The organism is Roseiflexus sp. (assembly GCF_057785375.1).
On record NZ_JBYNRX010000029.1, the window covers coordinates 1 to 17217 of the forward strand.

13 protein-coding genes and 1 pseudogene are annotated in these 17217 nt (G+C 62.8%); 11 read left to right on the forward strand and 3 right to left on the reverse strand.

The features are described from left to right. Positions 1 to 576 precede the first annotated feature (576 nt). The 5 genes from AC3EA7_RS05095 (at position 577) to AC3EA7_RS05115 (ending at position 6692) form a co-directional block, all read left to right on the forward strand. A complete protein-coding gene (locus AC3EA7_RS05095; protein ID WP_488612956.1) occupies positions 577 to 1191 on the forward strand; it encodes an XTP/dITP diphosphatase in 615 nt (204 codons plus the stop codon). After that, complete coding sequence (locus AC3EA7_RS05100) at positions 1188 to 2804, forward strand: DUF2357 domain-containing protein (protein ID WP_488612957.1); 1617 nt, start codon at positions 1188 to 1190, stop codon at positions 2802 to 2804. The genes AC3EA7_RS05095 and AC3EA7_RS05100 overlap by 4 nt, the downstream gene beginning before the upstream one ends. Before the next feature lie 900 nt (positions 2805 to 3704). Next, positions 3705 to 4058, forward strand: a complete 354-nt coding sequence (locus AC3EA7_RS05105) for a hypothetical protein (RefSeq protein WP_488612958.1) — start codon at positions 3705 to 3707, stop codon at positions 4056 to 4058. After that, complete coding sequence (locus AC3EA7_RS05110; protein WP_488612959.1) at positions 4022 to 5230, forward strand: autotransporter outer membrane beta-barrel domain-containing protein; 1209 nt, start codon at positions 4022 to 4024, stop codon at positions 5228 to 5230. The genes AC3EA7_RS05105 and AC3EA7_RS05110 overlap by 37 nt, the downstream gene beginning before the upstream one ends. A 1087-nt stretch (positions 5231 to 6317) precedes the next feature. Next, positions 6318 to 6692, forward strand: a complete 375-nt coding sequence (locus AC3EA7_RS05115; protein ID WP_488612960.1) for a zinc-ribbon domain containing protein — start codon at positions 6318 to 6320, stop codon at positions 6690 to 6692. Positions 6693 to 6985: 293 nt separating this feature from the next. Here the strand turns inward: AC3EA7_RS05115 and AC3EA7_RS05120 are convergent, their stop codons facing one another. Next, positions 6986 to 9322: a sodium-translocating pyrophosphatase gene (locus AC3EA7_RS05120; protein WP_488612961.1), complete on the reverse strand. Its 2337-nt coding sequence runs from the start codon at positions 9320 to 9322 to the stop codon at positions 6986 to 6988. Positions 9323 to 9870: 548 nt separating this feature from the next. Between AC3EA7_RS05120 and coxB the strand changes: the two genes are divergently transcribed. The 5 genes from coxB to AC3EA7_RS05145 all read left to right on the forward strand — a co-directional run bounded on the left by coxB (position 9871) and on the right by AC3EA7_RS05145 (position 14996). Next, complete coding sequence (coxB, locus tag AC3EA7_RS05125; RefSeq protein ID WP_488612962.1) at positions 9871 to 10983, forward strand: cytochrome c oxidase subunit II; 1113 nt, start codon at positions 9871 to 9873, stop codon at positions 10981 to 10983. A 16-nt stretch (positions 10984 to 10999) separates the two neighbouring features. After that, the gene (gene ctaD, locus AC3EA7_RS05130; RefSeq protein WP_488612963.1) at positions 11000 to 12925 is read left to right on the forward strand and encodes a cytochrome c oxidase subunit I; all 1926 of its coding nucleotides are present in this window, start codon (positions 11000 to 11002) and stop codon (positions 12923 to 12925) included. A gap of 292 nt (positions 12926 to 13217) precedes the next feature. Next, positions 13218 to 13829, forward strand: coding sequence for a cytochrome c oxidase subunit 3 (locus AC3EA7_RS05135; RefSeq protein ID WP_488612964.1), 612 nt, complete (start codon positions 13218 to 13220; stop codon positions 13827 to 13829). A 15-nt stretch (positions 13830 to 13844) separates the two neighbouring features. Next, a complete protein-coding gene (locus AC3EA7_RS05140) occupies positions 13845 to 14186 on the forward strand; it encodes a cytochrome C oxidase subunit IV family protein (RefSeq protein WP_488612965.1) in 342 nt (113 codons plus the stop codon). Positions 14187 to 14201: 15 nt separating this feature from the next. Further along, positions 14202 to 14996, forward strand: a complete 795-nt coding sequence (locus AC3EA7_RS05145) for a cytochrome c oxidase assembly protein (RefSeq protein ID WP_488612966.1) — start codon at positions 14202 to 14204, stop codon at positions 14994 to 14996. A 715-nt stretch (positions 14997 to 15711) separates the two neighbouring features. On the opposite strand, the pseudogene AC3EA7_RS05150 reads toward AC3EA7_RS05145, so the two are convergent. Both AC3EA7_RS05150 and AC3EA7_RS05155 read right to left on the reverse strand, forming a co-directional pair. Further along, a pseudogene (locus AC3EA7_RS05150) lies at positions 15712 to 16029 on the reverse strand (transposase); the annotation flags it as partial. Between the two features lie 115 nt (positions 16030 to 16144). After that, on the reverse strand, positions 16145 to 16480 hold the full coding sequence (locus tag AC3EA7_RS05155) for a cupin domain-containing protein (protein ID WP_488612967.1): 336 nt from the start codon (positions 16478 to 16480) through the stop codon (positions 16145 to 16147). 153 nt (positions 16481 to 16633) lie between these two features. On the opposite strand from AC3EA7_RS05155, the gene AC3EA7_RS05160 reads away from it, so the two are divergent. Continuing rightward, the gene (locus tag AC3EA7_RS05160) at positions 16634 to 17212 is read left to right on the forward strand and encodes a DUF4126 domain-containing protein (protein WP_488612968.1); all 579 of its coding nucleotides are present in this window, start codon (positions 16634 to 16636) and stop codon (positions 17210 to 17212) included. Positions 17213 to 17217: the final 5 nt, after the last annotated feature.

Sequence of the window (17217 nt, forward strand, 5' to 3'; positions counted from 1 at the left end):
CACGCCGCTCTTCCGATCTGGGGAGGCGTCCCGCACCCCCCTGCCCCCCTCTCCCCTCGTGGGAGAGGGGGGGTGCCCCCTCACCCCCCTGCCCCCCTCTCCCACGAGGGGGGAGGCGTCCCTCACCTCACCCCCCTGCCCCCGCCACGAGGGGGGAGGCGTCCCGCACCCCCTTGCCCCCTCTCCCACGAGGGGGGAGGCGTCCCGCACCCCCCTGCCCCCCTCTCTGACGAGGGGAGAGGGGGGAGGCGCCCCCTCACCCCCCTGCCCCCCCACGAGGGGGAGGGGGGAGTGGTAGCGCAGGCTTCAGCCCGCAGCGGCGGTTGCGCCCTCCCCCCTCCCGCATGCGAGAGGGGGCTGCGGGGCGGCGTTTGCGCCCGTTCTCTTCCTCATCCTCATGCCCCCGCTCCTGCGAGGAGAGAAGGATCGCGGGCTGGAGGGGTTGGGGAGGGGTAGGGGCGAATGAGGATTCGCACCTCTGCAGCGCCAAACCCGCAGCGAGGCGGTGTTGCAGGCTTGACAGATCGCCATCTTGCGACTACTCTGCTGGGAGACCAGGAGAAACAGGACGTTGCTATGTCTCGCTTACTGATAGCCACGACCAACCCCGGCAAACTCCGGGAATACGCGGCGATCTTCGCCGACCTGCCGCTCGATCTGTGCACGCTGCCCGACCTGGGCATTCACGATGATGTCGAAGAAATCGGCGCAACCTTCGCCGAAAACGCGCGCATCAAGGCGGAATACTATGCGCAGCGCAGCGGGTTGCCGACACTTGCTGACGATTCGGGGCTGGAAGTGGCGGCGCTCGGCGGCGAACCTGGCGTCCGCTCGGCGCGTTACGCCGGTCCGGAGGCGACCGATGCCGAACGCAACGCCTTTCTGCTGCGCAAACTCGAAGGCATGCCCTTCCATGCGCGTCTGGCGCGCTTCGTCTGCGTCATTGCCCTGGCGCTGCCCGGCGGTCCCATCGAGTTTGTCGAAGGCGTTCTCCCCGGCGTGATCGAGTTCGAGCCGAAGGGACACTACGGTTTCGGCTATGATCCAATCTTTTACGTGCTGGACGAAAATGCGACTCTGGCGGAGCTTTCGCCTGAGCGCAAGAATCAGATCAGCCATCGTGCGAATGCCGCGCGCGCCGCGCGCGATGTGTTGCAGCGCTGGATTGATGAAGGGCTGCTCGATCCGTGACTCTCCCGCTGGAAATAGAACTATCACTGGTAGTAGACAGCGATCTGCCAGCAGTTGCCGAGCACCAACCAGTTGAATTCGTGTGTGTTCCTCCCCAGGGAGCGACGCTGGAACTTGTGGTTGACGGGTTGGCGCTGTCGCCATTCCTCCGTCCCGGTGATGCACGCTGGCGCTGGGCATGGAACCCTGGCGCTGCTGTGGGCGAGCATATGCTTCATCTGACTGCGCGCGTCGGCAGTGTGCGGTGCAATGAGCGGCGGTGGCGGTTGTCGGTGACGCCGCGCACTATCGACAGCGAACGGTATCTTGCGATCCTGGAGGATATCGAACGTCTTGCTCCCGCGCTGGTGCGTTCCCTGGCAGGCGCTACCGCAGGGGCGAGTCTGTCTTACAATGATAAAGTTCCACGTTTGTGGTTTGATGATGCCGCAGCGGTGTTCGGTTCGTCATTCGACCGGTTCGAGCAAGCGGTCCGGCGCATTCTGGCGCATCCCCGCAGCGCGCTTCGGCGCGACGACGAACGTGTGGCGCTTGGACGTGCGCGGGAACTTTCGGCAATGGCGCTGCAACGCGCCGTGCAGGGCGATCTGGCGGCAGCGTCGCCGGACGCAGCGCCGCATGTGCAGCAGTTGATACATCCGGAAGGCGGCGTGCTGCCGCGCACCGTGATGCAGGAGTCCAGCCGCGACACATCCGACACGGCTGAACATCGCCTGCTGAAGCACACGCTGGAAACCCTGCGCGGGCGCGCGCGGCGGTGCACCGAACGGGCGCAGCGCGCAATTGCCCGTCTTGCAGCCGTAGCGCCGGGTTCCGCCCGCGCCGCGCGCGCCCGCGCCATCGCTGCGCGCGGCGAACAATGCACCCGCCGGATCGCCGATCTGCTTGCCGCGCCATTCTTCGAGCAGGTAACGGTGTTGCGCCAGCCCCCTGCGGTCACGCCGCTGATCCGGCGCGATCCCGACTACCGTCGGGTGTACCGTATGTGGCGGGCGTTGCATCAGCGGCTGGTCGTCGATCCGGGTGCGCCGTTTAACGTGCCGGTGGTTGATCTCCCGTTGCTGTATGAGCGCTGGTGCGCCTTGCAGGTTATGCAGGCGCTGCTTAATCTGGGCGTCAATGCACATTTCTGCTCGCTGCTGACTCCTCCGCTGGAGGATGCCGATGCCTGGTCATTCCGGCTGCACCACGACGAGCCGCTGCTGATCGCCGCACGGAATGGCTGGACGCTGAGGGTGCGCTACCAGCCTCGATATCGCCCAATGCCCGACGGGCGCAATAATGAAACCCTCGTCTCACTCGACCGCCACACCCGCATTCCCGACATCGCCATCGAAATGGTTCGATCCGATCACCCGCCACGGGTCATTGTGCTGGACGCCAAATACCGCCTCGATGACGACGGGTGCGGCGTTCCCACCGATGCACTGGCGGAGGCGTATGCGTATGCCGCCGCCATTGGCGCCTTCGGCAAGCCTGCCGTTGTCGCTGCGCTGATCCTCTACCCCGGCGCCGGCGCCGCCGAACGCTACCCCGGCGGCGCCGGCGCCGTTCCGCTGCTGCCGGGGGCGACAGGCGCGCTGGAAGAGACGCTGGGGAGGGAAGTCTTTTGAAGATAGGTTTGTTGGGACTGCATGCGCGCTTCGCGCATTGCAACGCCCTGTTTGATTCCTCCTGCTTGTAAGCGGAGCGTTTCCGACAAGCCCCTGCGCTGTATTAGTCGTTTCAGCGCGCCAATACGAGCATAGCGCCGCCTTGCTTCGCCTCCTCGCCCCGTGTGGGAGCGGGGCGGGAAGGGCGCACTGCCGCGATGCTGCGGGCTGAAGTCTGCGTGACCTCACCCCCACCTCTCCCCAACCCCCCCCGGGTGCGGGGGGCAGGGGCGGACGCCTACCCCGACGCACACTGTTGTTCCCCAACCCCCTCACATGCGGGGGGACAGAGGGGATGCGGGGGGCGGGAAAGGTGCACTGCCGCGACGCTGCGGGCTAAAGCCCTTGCTGAGGACGCAGTTCGACTGCGCTCACCGCACGCAGTTCGACTGCGCTCACCGCAGGCGGTTCGACCATGCTCACCGCAAGTGCAAGCCCTTCCGGGGCTGTGCGCATACAGACGCGCGCAGGCGGACGCCCGCGCCCCCTCTCCCACACGGGATGAGGGGGCGCATGGAGCGATGGGCAGCAGGAAGGACAATGCTCCGCCCCGACACTCTGCGCGCCTGAAAAATGCGACACCTTGTTTCATCAATTCGAACTTTGGTCATAATGCGCCTGGGACCAAAGTACCATACTTTACCATGATCAAGAGACTGTAGACGTACGCGGTCTTTTTTGGTTTATTTGAGTTACAAGCAGACGCCGGGATTATCACGCAATACTCCTCTACGAAATGTCAGGGATCGTCTGCCAGGGTCAAGGCGGCGGGCAGCGTTCGGTTAGGGTTGCCTGGTCATCGGAGCGTAGCAGGCGTGACGGAAGGGTTCTTCGTCTTTGAACATCGCGGGAGTTGCACGTATGTCACTTCGAGGCGCACTGGCACTGATCGGTCTGATGCTCTTCATCGCGGCGAACAGAACGCCGGCGGCGGCAGGGCGGACATCGCCGCCGCCGGTGACTGTGGCGGCGGGACCGCCGGCGCCCGCCGTCCAAATGCAGGCGGAACAGGAGGACGACGCCGAACCGACGGCGCAGCCCGACGCTGCGCCGTCGCAGGCGGAACAGGAGGACGACGCCGAACCGACGGCGCAGCCCGACGCCGCGCCATCCGACGGCGACGGCATTCCGGTCGCACCGCTGCTGACCCCGACGGGCGGCTGCAACTGGATGGGACGGTGCAGGGTCCGCTGGACCTGGACGGCTGGCAGGTGACGCTCGACCCGGACGACGGTCCGGTATTCCGGCCGGAGGCAGTGAGCGGGACGTGGTCGCACCTGGGAGAGCGCGCGCTGCCGGCGTTGGACGGCACGGTGCGTGCCGTGGTCATCAGCGGGACGGAGGTGCTGGCGGGCGGCTCGTTCACGAACGCCGGCGGGGTGGCGGGCGCGAACATGGTGGCGCGCTGGGACGGCAGTCGGTGGCACGCGCTCGGTCCGCCCAACTCAATTAACGCCCCTGTCTCCACGCTGGTCGTGAGCGGGACGGAGGTGCTGGCGGGCGGCATCTTCACGAACGCCGGCGGGGTGAGCGGCGCGAACTATGTGGCGAAGTTGAGCGGCAATACGTGGGGCGCGCTCGGAGCGCCTAACTCGTTCTCCTTCTCCTACTCCTATTTTGATGTTGTCTCCACGCTGGTCGTAAGCGGGACGGAGGTGCTGGCGGGCGGCTCGTTCACGAACGCCGGCGGGGTGAGCGGTGCGAACAAGGTGGCGAAGTTGAGCGGCAATACGTGGGGCGCGCTCGGAGCGCCCAACTCAATTAACGCCCCTGTCTCCACGCTGGCGCTGAGCGGGACGGAGGTGCTGGCGGGCGGCTGGTTCTTCGACGCCGGTGGCGACCCGAACGCAGACTACCTTGCGCGGCTGAGCGGCGGATCGTGGGGCGCGCTGGGAACGACGCCGCTCAACGGTGCGGTCTACGCGCTCGCCGTGGGCAGCGCGGGCGTCTTCGCCGGCGGCGCGTTTGTCGACGCCGGCGGCGTGGCGGAGGCGGACTACGTGGCGCGCTGGGACGGCGGTCAGTGGCGCGCGCTTGGCGGCAGCGGCGGCGTGGGCGCGATTGCGCCGGTCGGCGGTTCGTTCTCGGTCGTGTATTCGCTGGCGGTCAGCGGCAACAATCTGTACGTCGGCGGCTCCTTCCGGAACGTCGCCGGCGTTGCTGCGGCGGACTACCTGGCGCGTTGGGACGGGTCAACCTGGTCGGACGTCGGCGGCTCGGGCAGCCTGAGCGCGCTCAATGATGAGGTAAGAGCCATCGCCGTCGGCGTGAACAATGACCTCTCCATCGGCGGTGGGTTCACAGGCGCTGCCAGGAATGATCTGGCGGATTACATCGTGCGGTATCAGCCGCCATACGCGGTCTACCTGCCGCTGACGGTGCGGTGATGGCGGAACCGGCGACGGTTGCGCGCAGCGCGCGACTGTCGCCTGGCGCGGCCTGCTCCTGACGACAATCCAGAGCGCTTGGGCGACGACGGGCAGGGCTAAAGTCCTGCCCGCTGTGTTATAGCGTGGCCTTCTTCTTTCCCCTCACCCCCTTCTCCCACGAGGGGAGAGGGGGGAGGCGTCCCGCACCCCCCTGCCCCCCTCTCTGACGAGGGAAGAGGGGGAAGAGGTGGTGCGGGCTTTAGCCCGTGCTTCCCCGTACCCCCTGCCCCCCTCTCTGACGAGGGGAGAGGGGGGAGGCGTCCCCTCTCTGACGAGGGAAGAGGGGGAAGAGGTGGTGCGGGCTTTAGCCCGTGCTTCCCCTCACCCCCCTGCCTCCCTCTCTGACGAGGGGAGAGGGGGAAGAGGTGGTGCGGGCTTTAGCCCGTGCTTCCCCTCACCCCCCTCACCCCCCTCTCCCACGAGGGGAGAGGGGGGAGGCGTCCCGCACCCCCCTCTCCCCTCTCTGACGAGGGGAGAGGGAGGAGGCGTCCCGCACCCCCCTCTCCCCTCTCTGACGAGGGGAGAGGGGGGAGGCGTCCCGCACCCCCCTGCCCCCCTCTCCCACGAGGGGAGAGGGGGAAGAGGTGGTGCGGGCTTTAGCCCGTAGCGAGACGGCTCGTGCGTTGGTCTGCCTGGCGCCTGAAGGCGCAGGCTCCGGGAAGCCAGGCCCGCCGGCGCAGACTGGAGGGGTTGGGGCGAATGAGTATTCGCCCCTGCGCGACTACGCGCCGCCCATCGGCGCGGGCTGGAGGGGTTGGGGCTTGCACTTGCGGTAAGCACGGTGAGCACGGTCGAACCGCGTCCTCAGCGCGGGCTTCCGCTCGCAGCAACACGGCATGGCGGAACCCAATATGCCTGCACCCCGCTGTGCTTTATCCTTGCAATCCCTTCTGGCGCGTGATACACTATATACGGTTTGGTTCCGCGTGGCGCCCTGGATTCCTGCCTCTCCGGTTAGATCCCACAGCCCATCGTTTGCCAGACCCCAGTCGATCAAAACCTAAGGTGTGGGCTTGGAAGCAAGCCCAAAGGAGCGAAGCGAGCGATGAGCTACGCCGACAAAACATTGACATGCCGCGATTGCGGCGCACAGTTCGTTTTCACCGCAGGCGAGCAGGAGTTCTACGCACAGAAGGGATTCACCAACGAGCCGTCGCGTTGCCCAAGTTGTCGGCAGGCGCGCAAAACCTCCGGCGGCAGTAGCCGGAGCGGCTATGGCGAGCGTAGCAGCGGGTATGGTGAGCGCGGCGGCGGCTATGGCGAGCGTGGCGGTGGGGCGCGTTCATCGGGTGCGCGTGAGATGTACACCGCGATCTGCGCCAACTGCGGGCGCGAGGCGAAAGTGCCGTTCCTGCCGAGCGGTCGCAAGCCGGTGCTGTGCGACGATTGCTTCCAGGAACAGCGGCGTAACCGGATGTAAATATTGGGGCAGGTCTGAGACCTGCCCCAAGATACTCGAACCTGCCCCCACATGCCCCACGGGACGGGCAGGTTCCGACCTACCCTTATAGAGCAATCAACAGATGTTGCCCGATACGTGCCTGTGTTGACCGTCGAGCGGCTGACGTTGGCTGCGCCTGTCGAAGCAAACGTCAGCCGCTCCCCATCTTGTTGGGCAATCGCTCTATCAGGTCAGCGACCTGCCTGTCGTCCCGTGGGGACAGGTCAACGACCTGCCTGTGCCGTAGGGCAGGTCAGCGACCTGCCCTAACATCATACCCCTTTCGCCGTCGCTGGCGCGGCGGTCTCGGTCGTCATTGAGGGCGCTTCGCGCTTGCTCTGCCAGATTGCCCAGACCAGCGCCGCAGCGCAGATGACCATGGCGAAGATGACGCCGGGGCTGCCGCTCGGAATGGTGACAATGATCGGCGCAATGATCAGCGCCACCAGGTTGATCACCTTGATCATCGGGTTCAACGCCGGTCCCGCCGTATCCTTCAGCGGGTCGCCGACGGTGTCGCCGACCACGGCGGCTTTGTGCGGCTCGGAGTGCTTCCCGCCGAAGTTCCCTTCTTCGATGTACTTCTTCGCGTTATCCCACGCGCCGCCAGCGTTCGCCTGGAAGACCGCCATCAACTGGCCGGAGAGAATGATGCCCGCCAGGAAGCCGCCAAGCGCCTCGACGCCGAGCAGGAAGCCAACCAGGATCGGCACCATCACCGCGATTAAGCCCAGGCTGATCAGTTCCTTCTGCGCTGCAACGGTGGAAATGCTGACCGCCTGTGCATAGTCGGGGGTCACTGTGCCTTCCATGATCCCCGGGATCTTGAACTGGCGGCGCACCTCGTTCACGATCTGCGATGCTGCGCGCTGCACCGCGCGAATCGTCAGCGACGAGAACAGGAACGGCACCGCGCCGCCAATCAGCAACCCGATGAAGACAGTTGGCATGGCGACGTTGATGCCGATAGTGCGCAGTTGCTCCGTCAGCGGCACGCCGATCTGCTCCTGCACCTTCGACACATCCGCCAGGTACGAACCGTAGAGCGCGACCGCCGCAATCACCGCAGAACCGATAGCAATGCCCTTGGTGACCGCTTTCGTCGTATTGCCGACTGCGTCCAGGTCGTCCATGACATTGCGCGCGTTCTTGTCCAGCCCTGCCATCTCGCCGATGCCGTTGGCATTGTCCGAAATCGGGCCGAACGAGTCCATCGAGATCGTGTTGCCGGTGAGCGTTAGCATGCCGATGCCGGTGAGCGACACGCCGTACAGCACAGCGGTGAGCGTTACCGCCGGGTCAGTCGAGTACCCGGCATAGATCGCAATCGAGGTCAGGATCGACGCACAGATCACCAGGATCGCCCACACACTCGACTCCATGCCCAGCGCCAGACCCGAAAGAATATTGGTGGCTGCGCCGGTTTTCGATGCTTTGCTGGTTTCCTTCACCGGGTTGAAGTGGGTCGATGTGAAGTACTCCGTCAGTTTATCGAGCGCCACTGCCAGCACCAGACCGGCAATCGTCGCCAGGAAGGGTCGCCAGTCGATTGCGTCGGTCGCCGGATCGACCATGTAGACCGCCGTAAACCCGGCGAATCCAATGAGACAAACGAGGGCGGCAACGTAGAAGCCGCGGTTCATGGCTGCCATGGCATTACGACGCTTCTCGTCGGTTCTGACGATGGAGTTGCCGATGACCGATGCAATCACGCCAATAGCGCGCAGCACCAGCGGGAAGACGATAAAGCGCAGGTCGTACTGGCCATCGCCCAACGTGCCGACGACAGCGTCACCCAGCACCAGCCCCAGGATCAACGCCGACACCAGCGTCACCTCAAAGCTCTCGAACACGTCCGCCGCCATACCGGCGCAGTCGCCGACATTGTCGCCTACCAGGTCGGCGATCACCGCTGCATTGCGCGGGTCGTCCTCGGGAATGCCGGCTTCCACCTTTCCCACCAGGTCGGCGCCGACGTCGGCCGCCTTGGTGTAGATGCCGCCGCCGACGCGCATGAAGAGCGCAATCAGCGAGCCGCCGAAACCGAAGCCGAGGAGCGCGTCCGGGGCAGCGATGCCGAAGACCATAAAGATCAACGTCCCGCCCAGCAGGCCAAGCCCCACAGTCAGCATACCGGTCACCGACCCGGACTTGTAGGCGACCTGCAGCGCCGGGTTGTACCCCTTGCGCGACGCGGCAGCCACCCGCACATTTCCCTCGACCGCCACGTTCATACCGACGAAGCCGACCGCATACGAGAACAATGACCCCATCAGGAAGGCGACGGCGCGCCCAATTGCCACCCACAGCGTCGCCGCTTCTTCGCTGCCGAAGTGTTCAACCGCCTCGCGCGTGGGCGGAATGATGAACACACTGGCGGCAAGCAGAAACGTCAGAACTACGATCAGAATGGCGATAGTGCGGAACTGACGGCTGAGGTAGGCATTCGCGCCGTCTTTGATGAATCCCCAGACCTCTTGCATGCGGGCAGTGCCTTTGTCCTGCGCCAGAATCTGCGCCCGGAGGACGAAGGCGTAGGCGATGCCGAAGATTGCAACGCCAAGCACGGCCCATACGGCTGCCTGTTCGAAAGCGCTGAGTTCTTGCATGCGACTCTCTCCTTGATAGCTTGCGAATAGCAATACTGCTTGCACTTGGGAAGAACAGCCTTGTTTCACCTGTCGGACGCTGGCGACTGTGCGGGCATCAGTCGGATTGCTGGAAGGAAAGAGTTCCCCGACCTGGCAGGTTCCTGATCTGGCTCCTTTCAGTCTGATTTCGATTACAGCAGGCGAGATGATGGTAACGCCGATTGTAGCATAGCCCGGCGCGTCGTGCAAAATGACGTGTCATCATCTACATTAAGGGATGATAACCTCAATTATACGCTGCTCATCTGGTATGTAAAGTGTAGTCTTCCCCTTCGTTCGGTGAGGTCATATGATGCCGGGCATCCGTCGAACGAAGGGGAAAATGGTGTTGACACCCTCCAAGTTTCGGGTATAATAACCCTCGGAACATCGTGCAACTTTTCACGTATTATCCGGGAAGGATTGTCCGGACAGGCAAGAAACCCCGTTGTGATGCGGCACGATGCTGTTGGTTGGCGCGGTTGCATCCACGCGCACTGAGCGCAGGCGCCTGGAGAGGAGCCTTCATGAATACGCTTCCTCGGTCATTTCTCAGATGGTCGCGTTTCCTCCTTCTGATCGGCATGTCGGTTGTGATCGCCGCCTGCGGCAACAATCCGGGCAATACCTATGATCCCTATGGCGACAATGCGCGCCGCATCTACGAACTCCTTGTCCCGATCTGGTGGATGGCCCTCGGTGTGTTCGTTGTGGTCGAGGGGTTGCTCATCTATGCCATCTGGCGCTTCCGCCGCCGCCCTGGCAGTACGGCAATGCCGGCGCAGGTTCACGGCAATACGCAGGTCGAGATCTTGTGGACGATTGCGCCTGCCGTTATTGTGCTGGTGATCGCTGTGTTGACTTTCCGCACGCAAGCGGAGAATGCGGTCATGCCCGATGATGCGCTGCGGATCAAAGCCATTGGGCATCAGTGGTGGTTCGAGTTTCAGTATCCCGACCTCGGCGCCGACGGGAAACCGGTGGTGACCGCCTCGGATATGTATATCCCGGTTGGGCGACCGGTGACGGTCGTACTGGAGTCGCAGGATGTCATCCATAACTTCTGGGTGCCGAAGCTTGCCGGGAAGACCTACATGATCCCTGGCAAAACAAACTTCCTGACGTTTACCGCCGAACAACCCGGCATCTATCGCGCTGTCTGCGCCGAGTTCTGCGGCGAAGCGCACGCGCTGATGCGCTTCCGCGTCATTGCAGTCGATGAAGCCGAGTTCAATCGCTGGATCGAGCAGAAAAAGACGACTCCTCCCGCTCCCGCCGGGACGCTGACCGTCAATGGGTTGACCGGCGATGCGGCGCGTGGTCAGGCGATCTTCCTCGATGCGCGCAAGCAGTGTATTGCCTGCCACGCCGTCGAGGGGACGAATGCACGCGGGTTGGTGGGTCCGAGTCTGACCTACTACGGCAGCCGCCAGACGATTGCCGCCGGTATTCTGCCCTACTCGCCGGACAATCTCGATCGCTGGCTGCGCGACGCGCCGAAACTGAAACCCGGCAACCTGATGAGCCGGGTGTTGACGCCGCAGTGGATCAAGGCAAACCTGAGCGACCAGGAGATTGCCGACCTTGTCGCCTATCTCGATAGTATGAAAGTGTCGGTCACGCTGCCGCCAGAACGCTAGTATTGTGGAGGATTGTATGGCAATCGCCGAACGCACCGCCGGAACGGTCAGCCCGCCCAGCGTCAGTGTGCGCCCCGGTTGGGCCGGGTGGCTCAGCACGACTGATCATAAGCGCATTGGGATTATGTATCTGGTCAGCGCGTTCGTGTTCTTCCTAATCGGGGGAATTGAAGCGCTCCTTATGCGCATCCAGCTTGGCGTGCCCGATAATACCTTCCTGACGCCCGATGTGTACAATCAGATGTTCACGATGCACGGCACGACCATGATCTTCCTTGGTCTGATGCCGCTGAACGTCGGGTTGGGCAACTATATTGTGCCGCTTATGATCGGTGCGCGCGATATGGCGTTCCCGCGCCTCAATGCGCTCAGCATCTGGCTCTTCATCTTTGGCGGCTTGATGCTGTATGTCAGTTTCTTCGTCGGCGGCGCGCCGAATGTCGGCTGGTTCGCCTATGCGCCGTTGACGCAGAAGCAGTTTGCGCCGACGGCAGGCGTCGATTACTGGATTATCGGCATTGGTCTGACCGGCGTGGCGTCAATCGCTGGCGCCCTGAACTTTATCGTGACCATTCTCAACATGCGCGCGCCGGGGATGACGCTCAACCGGATGCCGCTGTTCGTCTGGATGCAGTTGATCGTCGCGTTCATTCTGATCTTCGCCTTCCCGGTGCTGACGGTGGCGACAATCCAGTTGCTGTTCGACCGGCACTTCGGCACGCGCTTCTTCCTCCCCAATCTCGGCGGCGATGCGGTGCTCTGGCAGCATCTCTTCTGGTTCTTCGGGCATCCTGAAGTCTACATCCTCATTCTGCCGACGATGGGGATCATTTCGGAAGTGCTGCCAACCTTCTCGCGCAAGCCGATCTTTGGCTATGCGTTCGTGGCGTACTCCGGCGTGGCGATCGGCTTCCTCGGCTTCCTAGTCTGGGCGCACCATATGTTCGCGGTCGGTCTTGGTCCGCTGGCGAATGCCTTCTTCGGCGCCGCCAGCTTTCTGATCGCGGTGCCAACCGGCGTCAAAATCTTCAACTGGCTGGCGACAATGTGGCAGGGGTCGCTCAATCTGACCACGTCGATGCTCTATGCTATCAGTTTCATCAGCATGTTCGTCATCGGCGGCATCAGCGGGATTACCCTCGCTTCGCCGCCGATCAATGTTCAGCAAACCGACTCGTACTACGTTGTTGCGCATATGCACTATGTGCTGTTCGGCGGCGCGATCCAGGGGGTCTTCGCGGGTGTCTTCTACTGGTTCCCGAAGATGACGGGCCGGATGCTCAATGAACGGCTCGGCAAGTGGCAGTTCTGGCTGATGCTGATCAGTTTCAACCTGACGTTCTTCCCGATGCACCTGAGTGGCAATGAGGGCATGCCGCGCCGTATCTACACCTATGAATCGGAGATGGGGTGGAACCTCTGGAACCTGCTCTCCACCATCGGCTCGCTCTTGCTTGCGGTTGCGTTCCTGCTCTTCCTCTGGAATGTGCTCACAAGCATCCGGCGCGGTCCGATCGCACCCGCCGATCCGTGGGACGGGGCGACACTCGAATGGTCGGTCAGTTCGCCGCCGCCGGTCTATAATTTCGCGGTAACGCCGCGGGTGCGCAGCCGCCGTCCGCTGTGGGACGAGAAGTATCCGCACCTGCACGAAGTGAATGGTTCGCACGAGACGCCAGCCGCCCGGTTGAGAGGTCTGCTGTACGATGGGGCGGAGGGCGAAACGCCGATGGCGATGGAGCCGATCCATCTGCCCTCACCCACCTATGCGCCACTCATTGTGTCGGTCGGCATTATGATCCTGGGCTTTGGCATCATTTATCTGGGAGATTTCGGCGTGATTGCGGCATCTGCGATGCTTGTCGGTCTGCTCATCATGGCGACGGGCATTCTCAGTTGGGTGCGCATCTCGCACGTTGACTCGCCGTATCAGGCGCACTAGCGTGCGAGAGGGGAGAGGCGAGAGGCGAGAGGGGTGAGGCGAGAGGCGAGAGGGGAGAGGCGAGAGGGGAGAGGCGAGAGGGGTGAGGCGAGAGGGGTGAGGCGAGAGGCGAGAGGGGTGAGGCGAGAGGCGAGAGGGGTGAGGCGAGAGGCGAGAGATGGCGAGGGCAGGGCGAAGTGAAAAGTGGGCAAAGGTCCTCGCCTCTGTGTTCTCTGTGCCTCTGCGGTGAGTCAATCGAGTGCGAAGGCAGGAAAGATTACAGGTGGTCGTTGAACGTTGAATGGAGATCGGTATGAGCGAATCATCGATGACCAGACCGCAGGCGGCGGTGGCGCACCATACGTCGCTTGGCGTCGATAACCGGAAGTTGGGGGTGTGGGCGTTCATCGGCTCCGAGACTCTCTTCTTCGCAACGCTGATCACGACCTACTTCGTGTTTGCACCGGTCAACCGCGCGCGCCCTGATTTTCAGGACCCGCGCCAGTTTCTCGATATCGAGTTGACGACGGTGCTGGCGAGCATTCTGTTGGCGTCCAGTCTGACCATGGTGCTGGCGCTGTCCGCCAGTAAACGCGGCGACCGCCGCTGGTTCACCACCTGGTTGCTGGCGACGGTTGGGTTGGGGCTGGCGTTCATCGGCGGTCAGGTGTATGAATTCAACCACCTGTACCACGAGGGATTGACCCTGAGCAGCAGCCTGTTCGGCACGACGTTTTTCGTGCTTACCGGTTTTCACGGGACGCACGTGGCAATTGGGGTGATCTGGCTGCTCTCGGTGTTCTTCAAGGTGCGCGCGTATCCCGACTCGCCCGAGAATGCGATGGACGTCGAGATTGCCGGTCTTTACTGGCACTTTGTCGATCTTGTGTGGGTGGCGATCTTTGTGCTGGTCTATCTGATCTAGAGAGGAGCGATCATCGTGGCAGGTCATGGTGAAGAGCGTAGCAGTCATGCCTATGGCGAGCACAGCCATTCCGACCGGTTCTACTGGCTCGTTGCCGGGGTGCTGGCAGTGGTGACGGCGCTGGAGGTCGGGTTGTTCATTGTGAACGAGCAGCATCTGATCGCCAAATGGCTGGAGGTGACGCTGCTGCTGATTCTCTCGACGATCAAGGGCGCGGCGGTGGTGATGTTCTTTATGCACCTCAAGGGTGATGCCGGCATTTTCAAGTTTGTCTTCCTGGTGCCGCTTGCGTTTGCAACGACTCTGCTGTTATCCTTTATGGTGCTGTTCTCGGAGCACGTTGGGATTGCGGGATGAACCGGGGACGACGGGATGTATGAGTGGAACTTCGAACCGGGGCTGATCGCAAACCTGGCGCTGATTGCGGGAGGGTACGCGCTCTGCGTCACCGGTCCGCTGCGGCGCTTTTTCCCCGACAGTGCACCGCCGACGCCGGTGCAGGTGCGCCTGTTCTATGTCGGTTGGGTGGTGCTCTTCATCGCGCTCGCGTCGCCTATCGACAGCCTGGCGAGTTATCTGCTGACGATGCATATGCTTCAGCACCTGCTGCTGGCGATGGTCGCGCCCCCTTTCCTGCTGCTCGGTCTGCCGCGCTGGGTGCTGCGCCCGCTCATGCGCATCCCTGGGTCGTATGCTGCCGGCTCGTTTCTCACCAATCCGATCTTCGTGTTCTTCGCATTCAATGCCGTTTTCGCGCTCTGGCACGTGCCTGCCTACTACGACCTGGCGCTGCGTGATGAGCGTGTCCATATTCTTGAGCACGTGATGTTCTTCGTGGTCGGTGTGCTTTCCTGGTGGCCTATCTGTAGCCCTATGGACGAATTGCCATCCGCCCATCCCCTGTTGCAGACCGCGTATCTCTTCTTCATGTCGCTGCCAACCACAATCATCGGTGCGCTGATCGCATTCGCCGAAGCGCCGCTCTACCCGTTCTACGCTCTGCGTCCGCGTCTCTGGGGCGTCTCTCTTGGTGATGATCAGCAACTGGCGGGCCTGATCATGTGGGTGCCCGGCAGCCTGATCTACTTCGCAGTGCTGACCGTCGTCTTCATTCGCTGGCTGAATCGTGAGGATGGCGATGAACTGAGGTTAGAGGTTAGGGGTTAGGGGTTGCGAGAGCCGAGAACTGGGAACCGAGAACTGATACTCATGCGTGGTCATTTGGACTATACTGCTGATGCGCGCAGCGGGACGCCGGGCGCTACGGGCGAAAGCCCTCGCTGAGGACGCGGTTCGACATTCCACACAATGCTAGGGTACCAGGCCCACCTATCGACGGGCGAAAGCCATCGCTGAGCAGGCGGTTCGACCGTGCACACCGCACGTGGAAGCCCCACCGGGACTGCTGACGCCGAGGCGCGGTCATGCCATCCCCGACTGCCGGTGCACGTTGATTGTTGCAGTGCGCAACAGTATGTCAATGCGTTGTGGGACAAGCGGAGGTAAGGTGTGTGCGTGTTGTGCTAGCATGATAGCATGCTAGTATCGTATGTGTGGTATACGAAACCCTCCCGTGACGTCAGAAGCAGCATACACATAGCCGTAAGCTCGTTGCGTAAGCGAAGGCATTGCTCTAGAGCCTGTTATGTACTTTCGAGCATAACAGTAATGAACCGCTTCAGCCACGTGAACCTTGCTGCCCTTGCGGCGTTTATGCCCGTCATAGCCGGCGCGCGCTGCGCCCCCCCCTTTCCCCCCTGCGGGGGGGGCAGGGGGGCGATTGCATCGTGCGCGCGTCAACGATCGCCGCGCACGGCGGTGCGCTGAGCCGGCTTGCGCTGAGCCGGCCGAAGCGTCGAAGCGCGCAGGCGCGCCCCCCCCCCTTTTCCCCCCCTGCGCGTAGGCAGGGGGGCGCGCGCAGATCATGGACGAGCGTTGCAACGACCCCGGCCTTCAGCCAGCGCTGGGTTTGCTGATAGACGGTGTACCACGGCGGCGGAGCGTTGGGCATCATGCGCCAGGGCGCTCCCGTGCGATGCGCTGAGCCTGCCGAAGCGCGGACGATCCGGCGCAATCCGTTCAAGACCTCGCGCAGCGCGTGGTTGCGCTGCGGGGCGTCTTCGGTCATGAAGGTCAGGGAGGGAGCGACGAAGGCCCGCTCCTCGTTGCTCACATCGCTTGGATAGGGTTGACGTGTCATACTGAAATCATACCACGTTTATCTCTGAAGTGCATAACAGGCTCTAGTCCGCCCGTTCATCCACGCGCAATGTTTTCCCTCAAGACCCTTCAGGTCGGATGGTGCAGCGCAGACCTCAAGGGGCGGCGTCCTGCGCCAGCATGTCTTCGCGTGGCGGGCTGAAGGTGTCGATTGCCAGCGACGCTTCGAGCGTTTCAACTCCATGCGGCGTATTCCCCGGCAGTGCAACTGTTTCGCCTGGCGCGACATCTCGCGCTGTTCCATTGATGAAAAAGCGCAGGCGCCCCAAAATGAGATAGGTGATCTGTTCATGGGGATGGCGGTGCTCCGGGAGACGCGCTCCCTGATCCAATTGGACCATGATCTGCTGCATCCGTTCGGTGACGGCGATTGTGCGGCGGCGGATGCCGGGCGCCACCTCAAACCAGCGTTCCTGCTGTTGTTCTGCCATGATCTGTTCCTCCCATCGTGAAACGTTATCGCCGGTTGTGACGTATCACTGGGTAAAAATGACGTGGTGTGTTGACCGGGTATGCGAATATCGTCTATGCTATGCTGCGGGATATGGACCGTTTTCGAGCGCCGATGAACGAAGGGAGCGACGATGACAGGTTTGCTCAGCATCTTATCCGCATTTGGTCTTTCGACCGCCGCAGGTCTCAATGCCTACATCCCTTTGCTGACGGTCGGTCTGCTGGCGCGCTATACCGACCTTATCCGCTTGAACGCCCCCTATGACGTGGTGGAACACCCGGTATTCCTGCTGGTTGTGGCCGTGCTGACCCTGCTCGACCTGATTGGAGATAAGATTCCGGCAGTCGATCACGCGCTGCACCTCGCCGGCATGGTCATCAGCCCGGCGGCCGGCGCCATCGTCTTTCTGGCGGCAAACAGTTCGACCGGCGCTGTTGATCCGGTGCTGGCGGCAGTGTGCGGCATCCTGGCTGCTGGCGCCACGCATATCGGGCGCAGCGCCGCGCGACCGGTTGCAACAGCGACCACCGGCGGTATGGCAAATCCGGTGATCAGCGCCATCGAGGATATCATCTCGCTGGTGGTATCGATCCTGGCGGTGTTGGCGCCGATCCTGGCGATCATAATCCTTGCGCTCTTCGCCATTGTCGTCGTGCGATTCATCCGCCGCATCTGGTCCCCACGACGAACCGCCTCTCCTCGCCGATGACAATC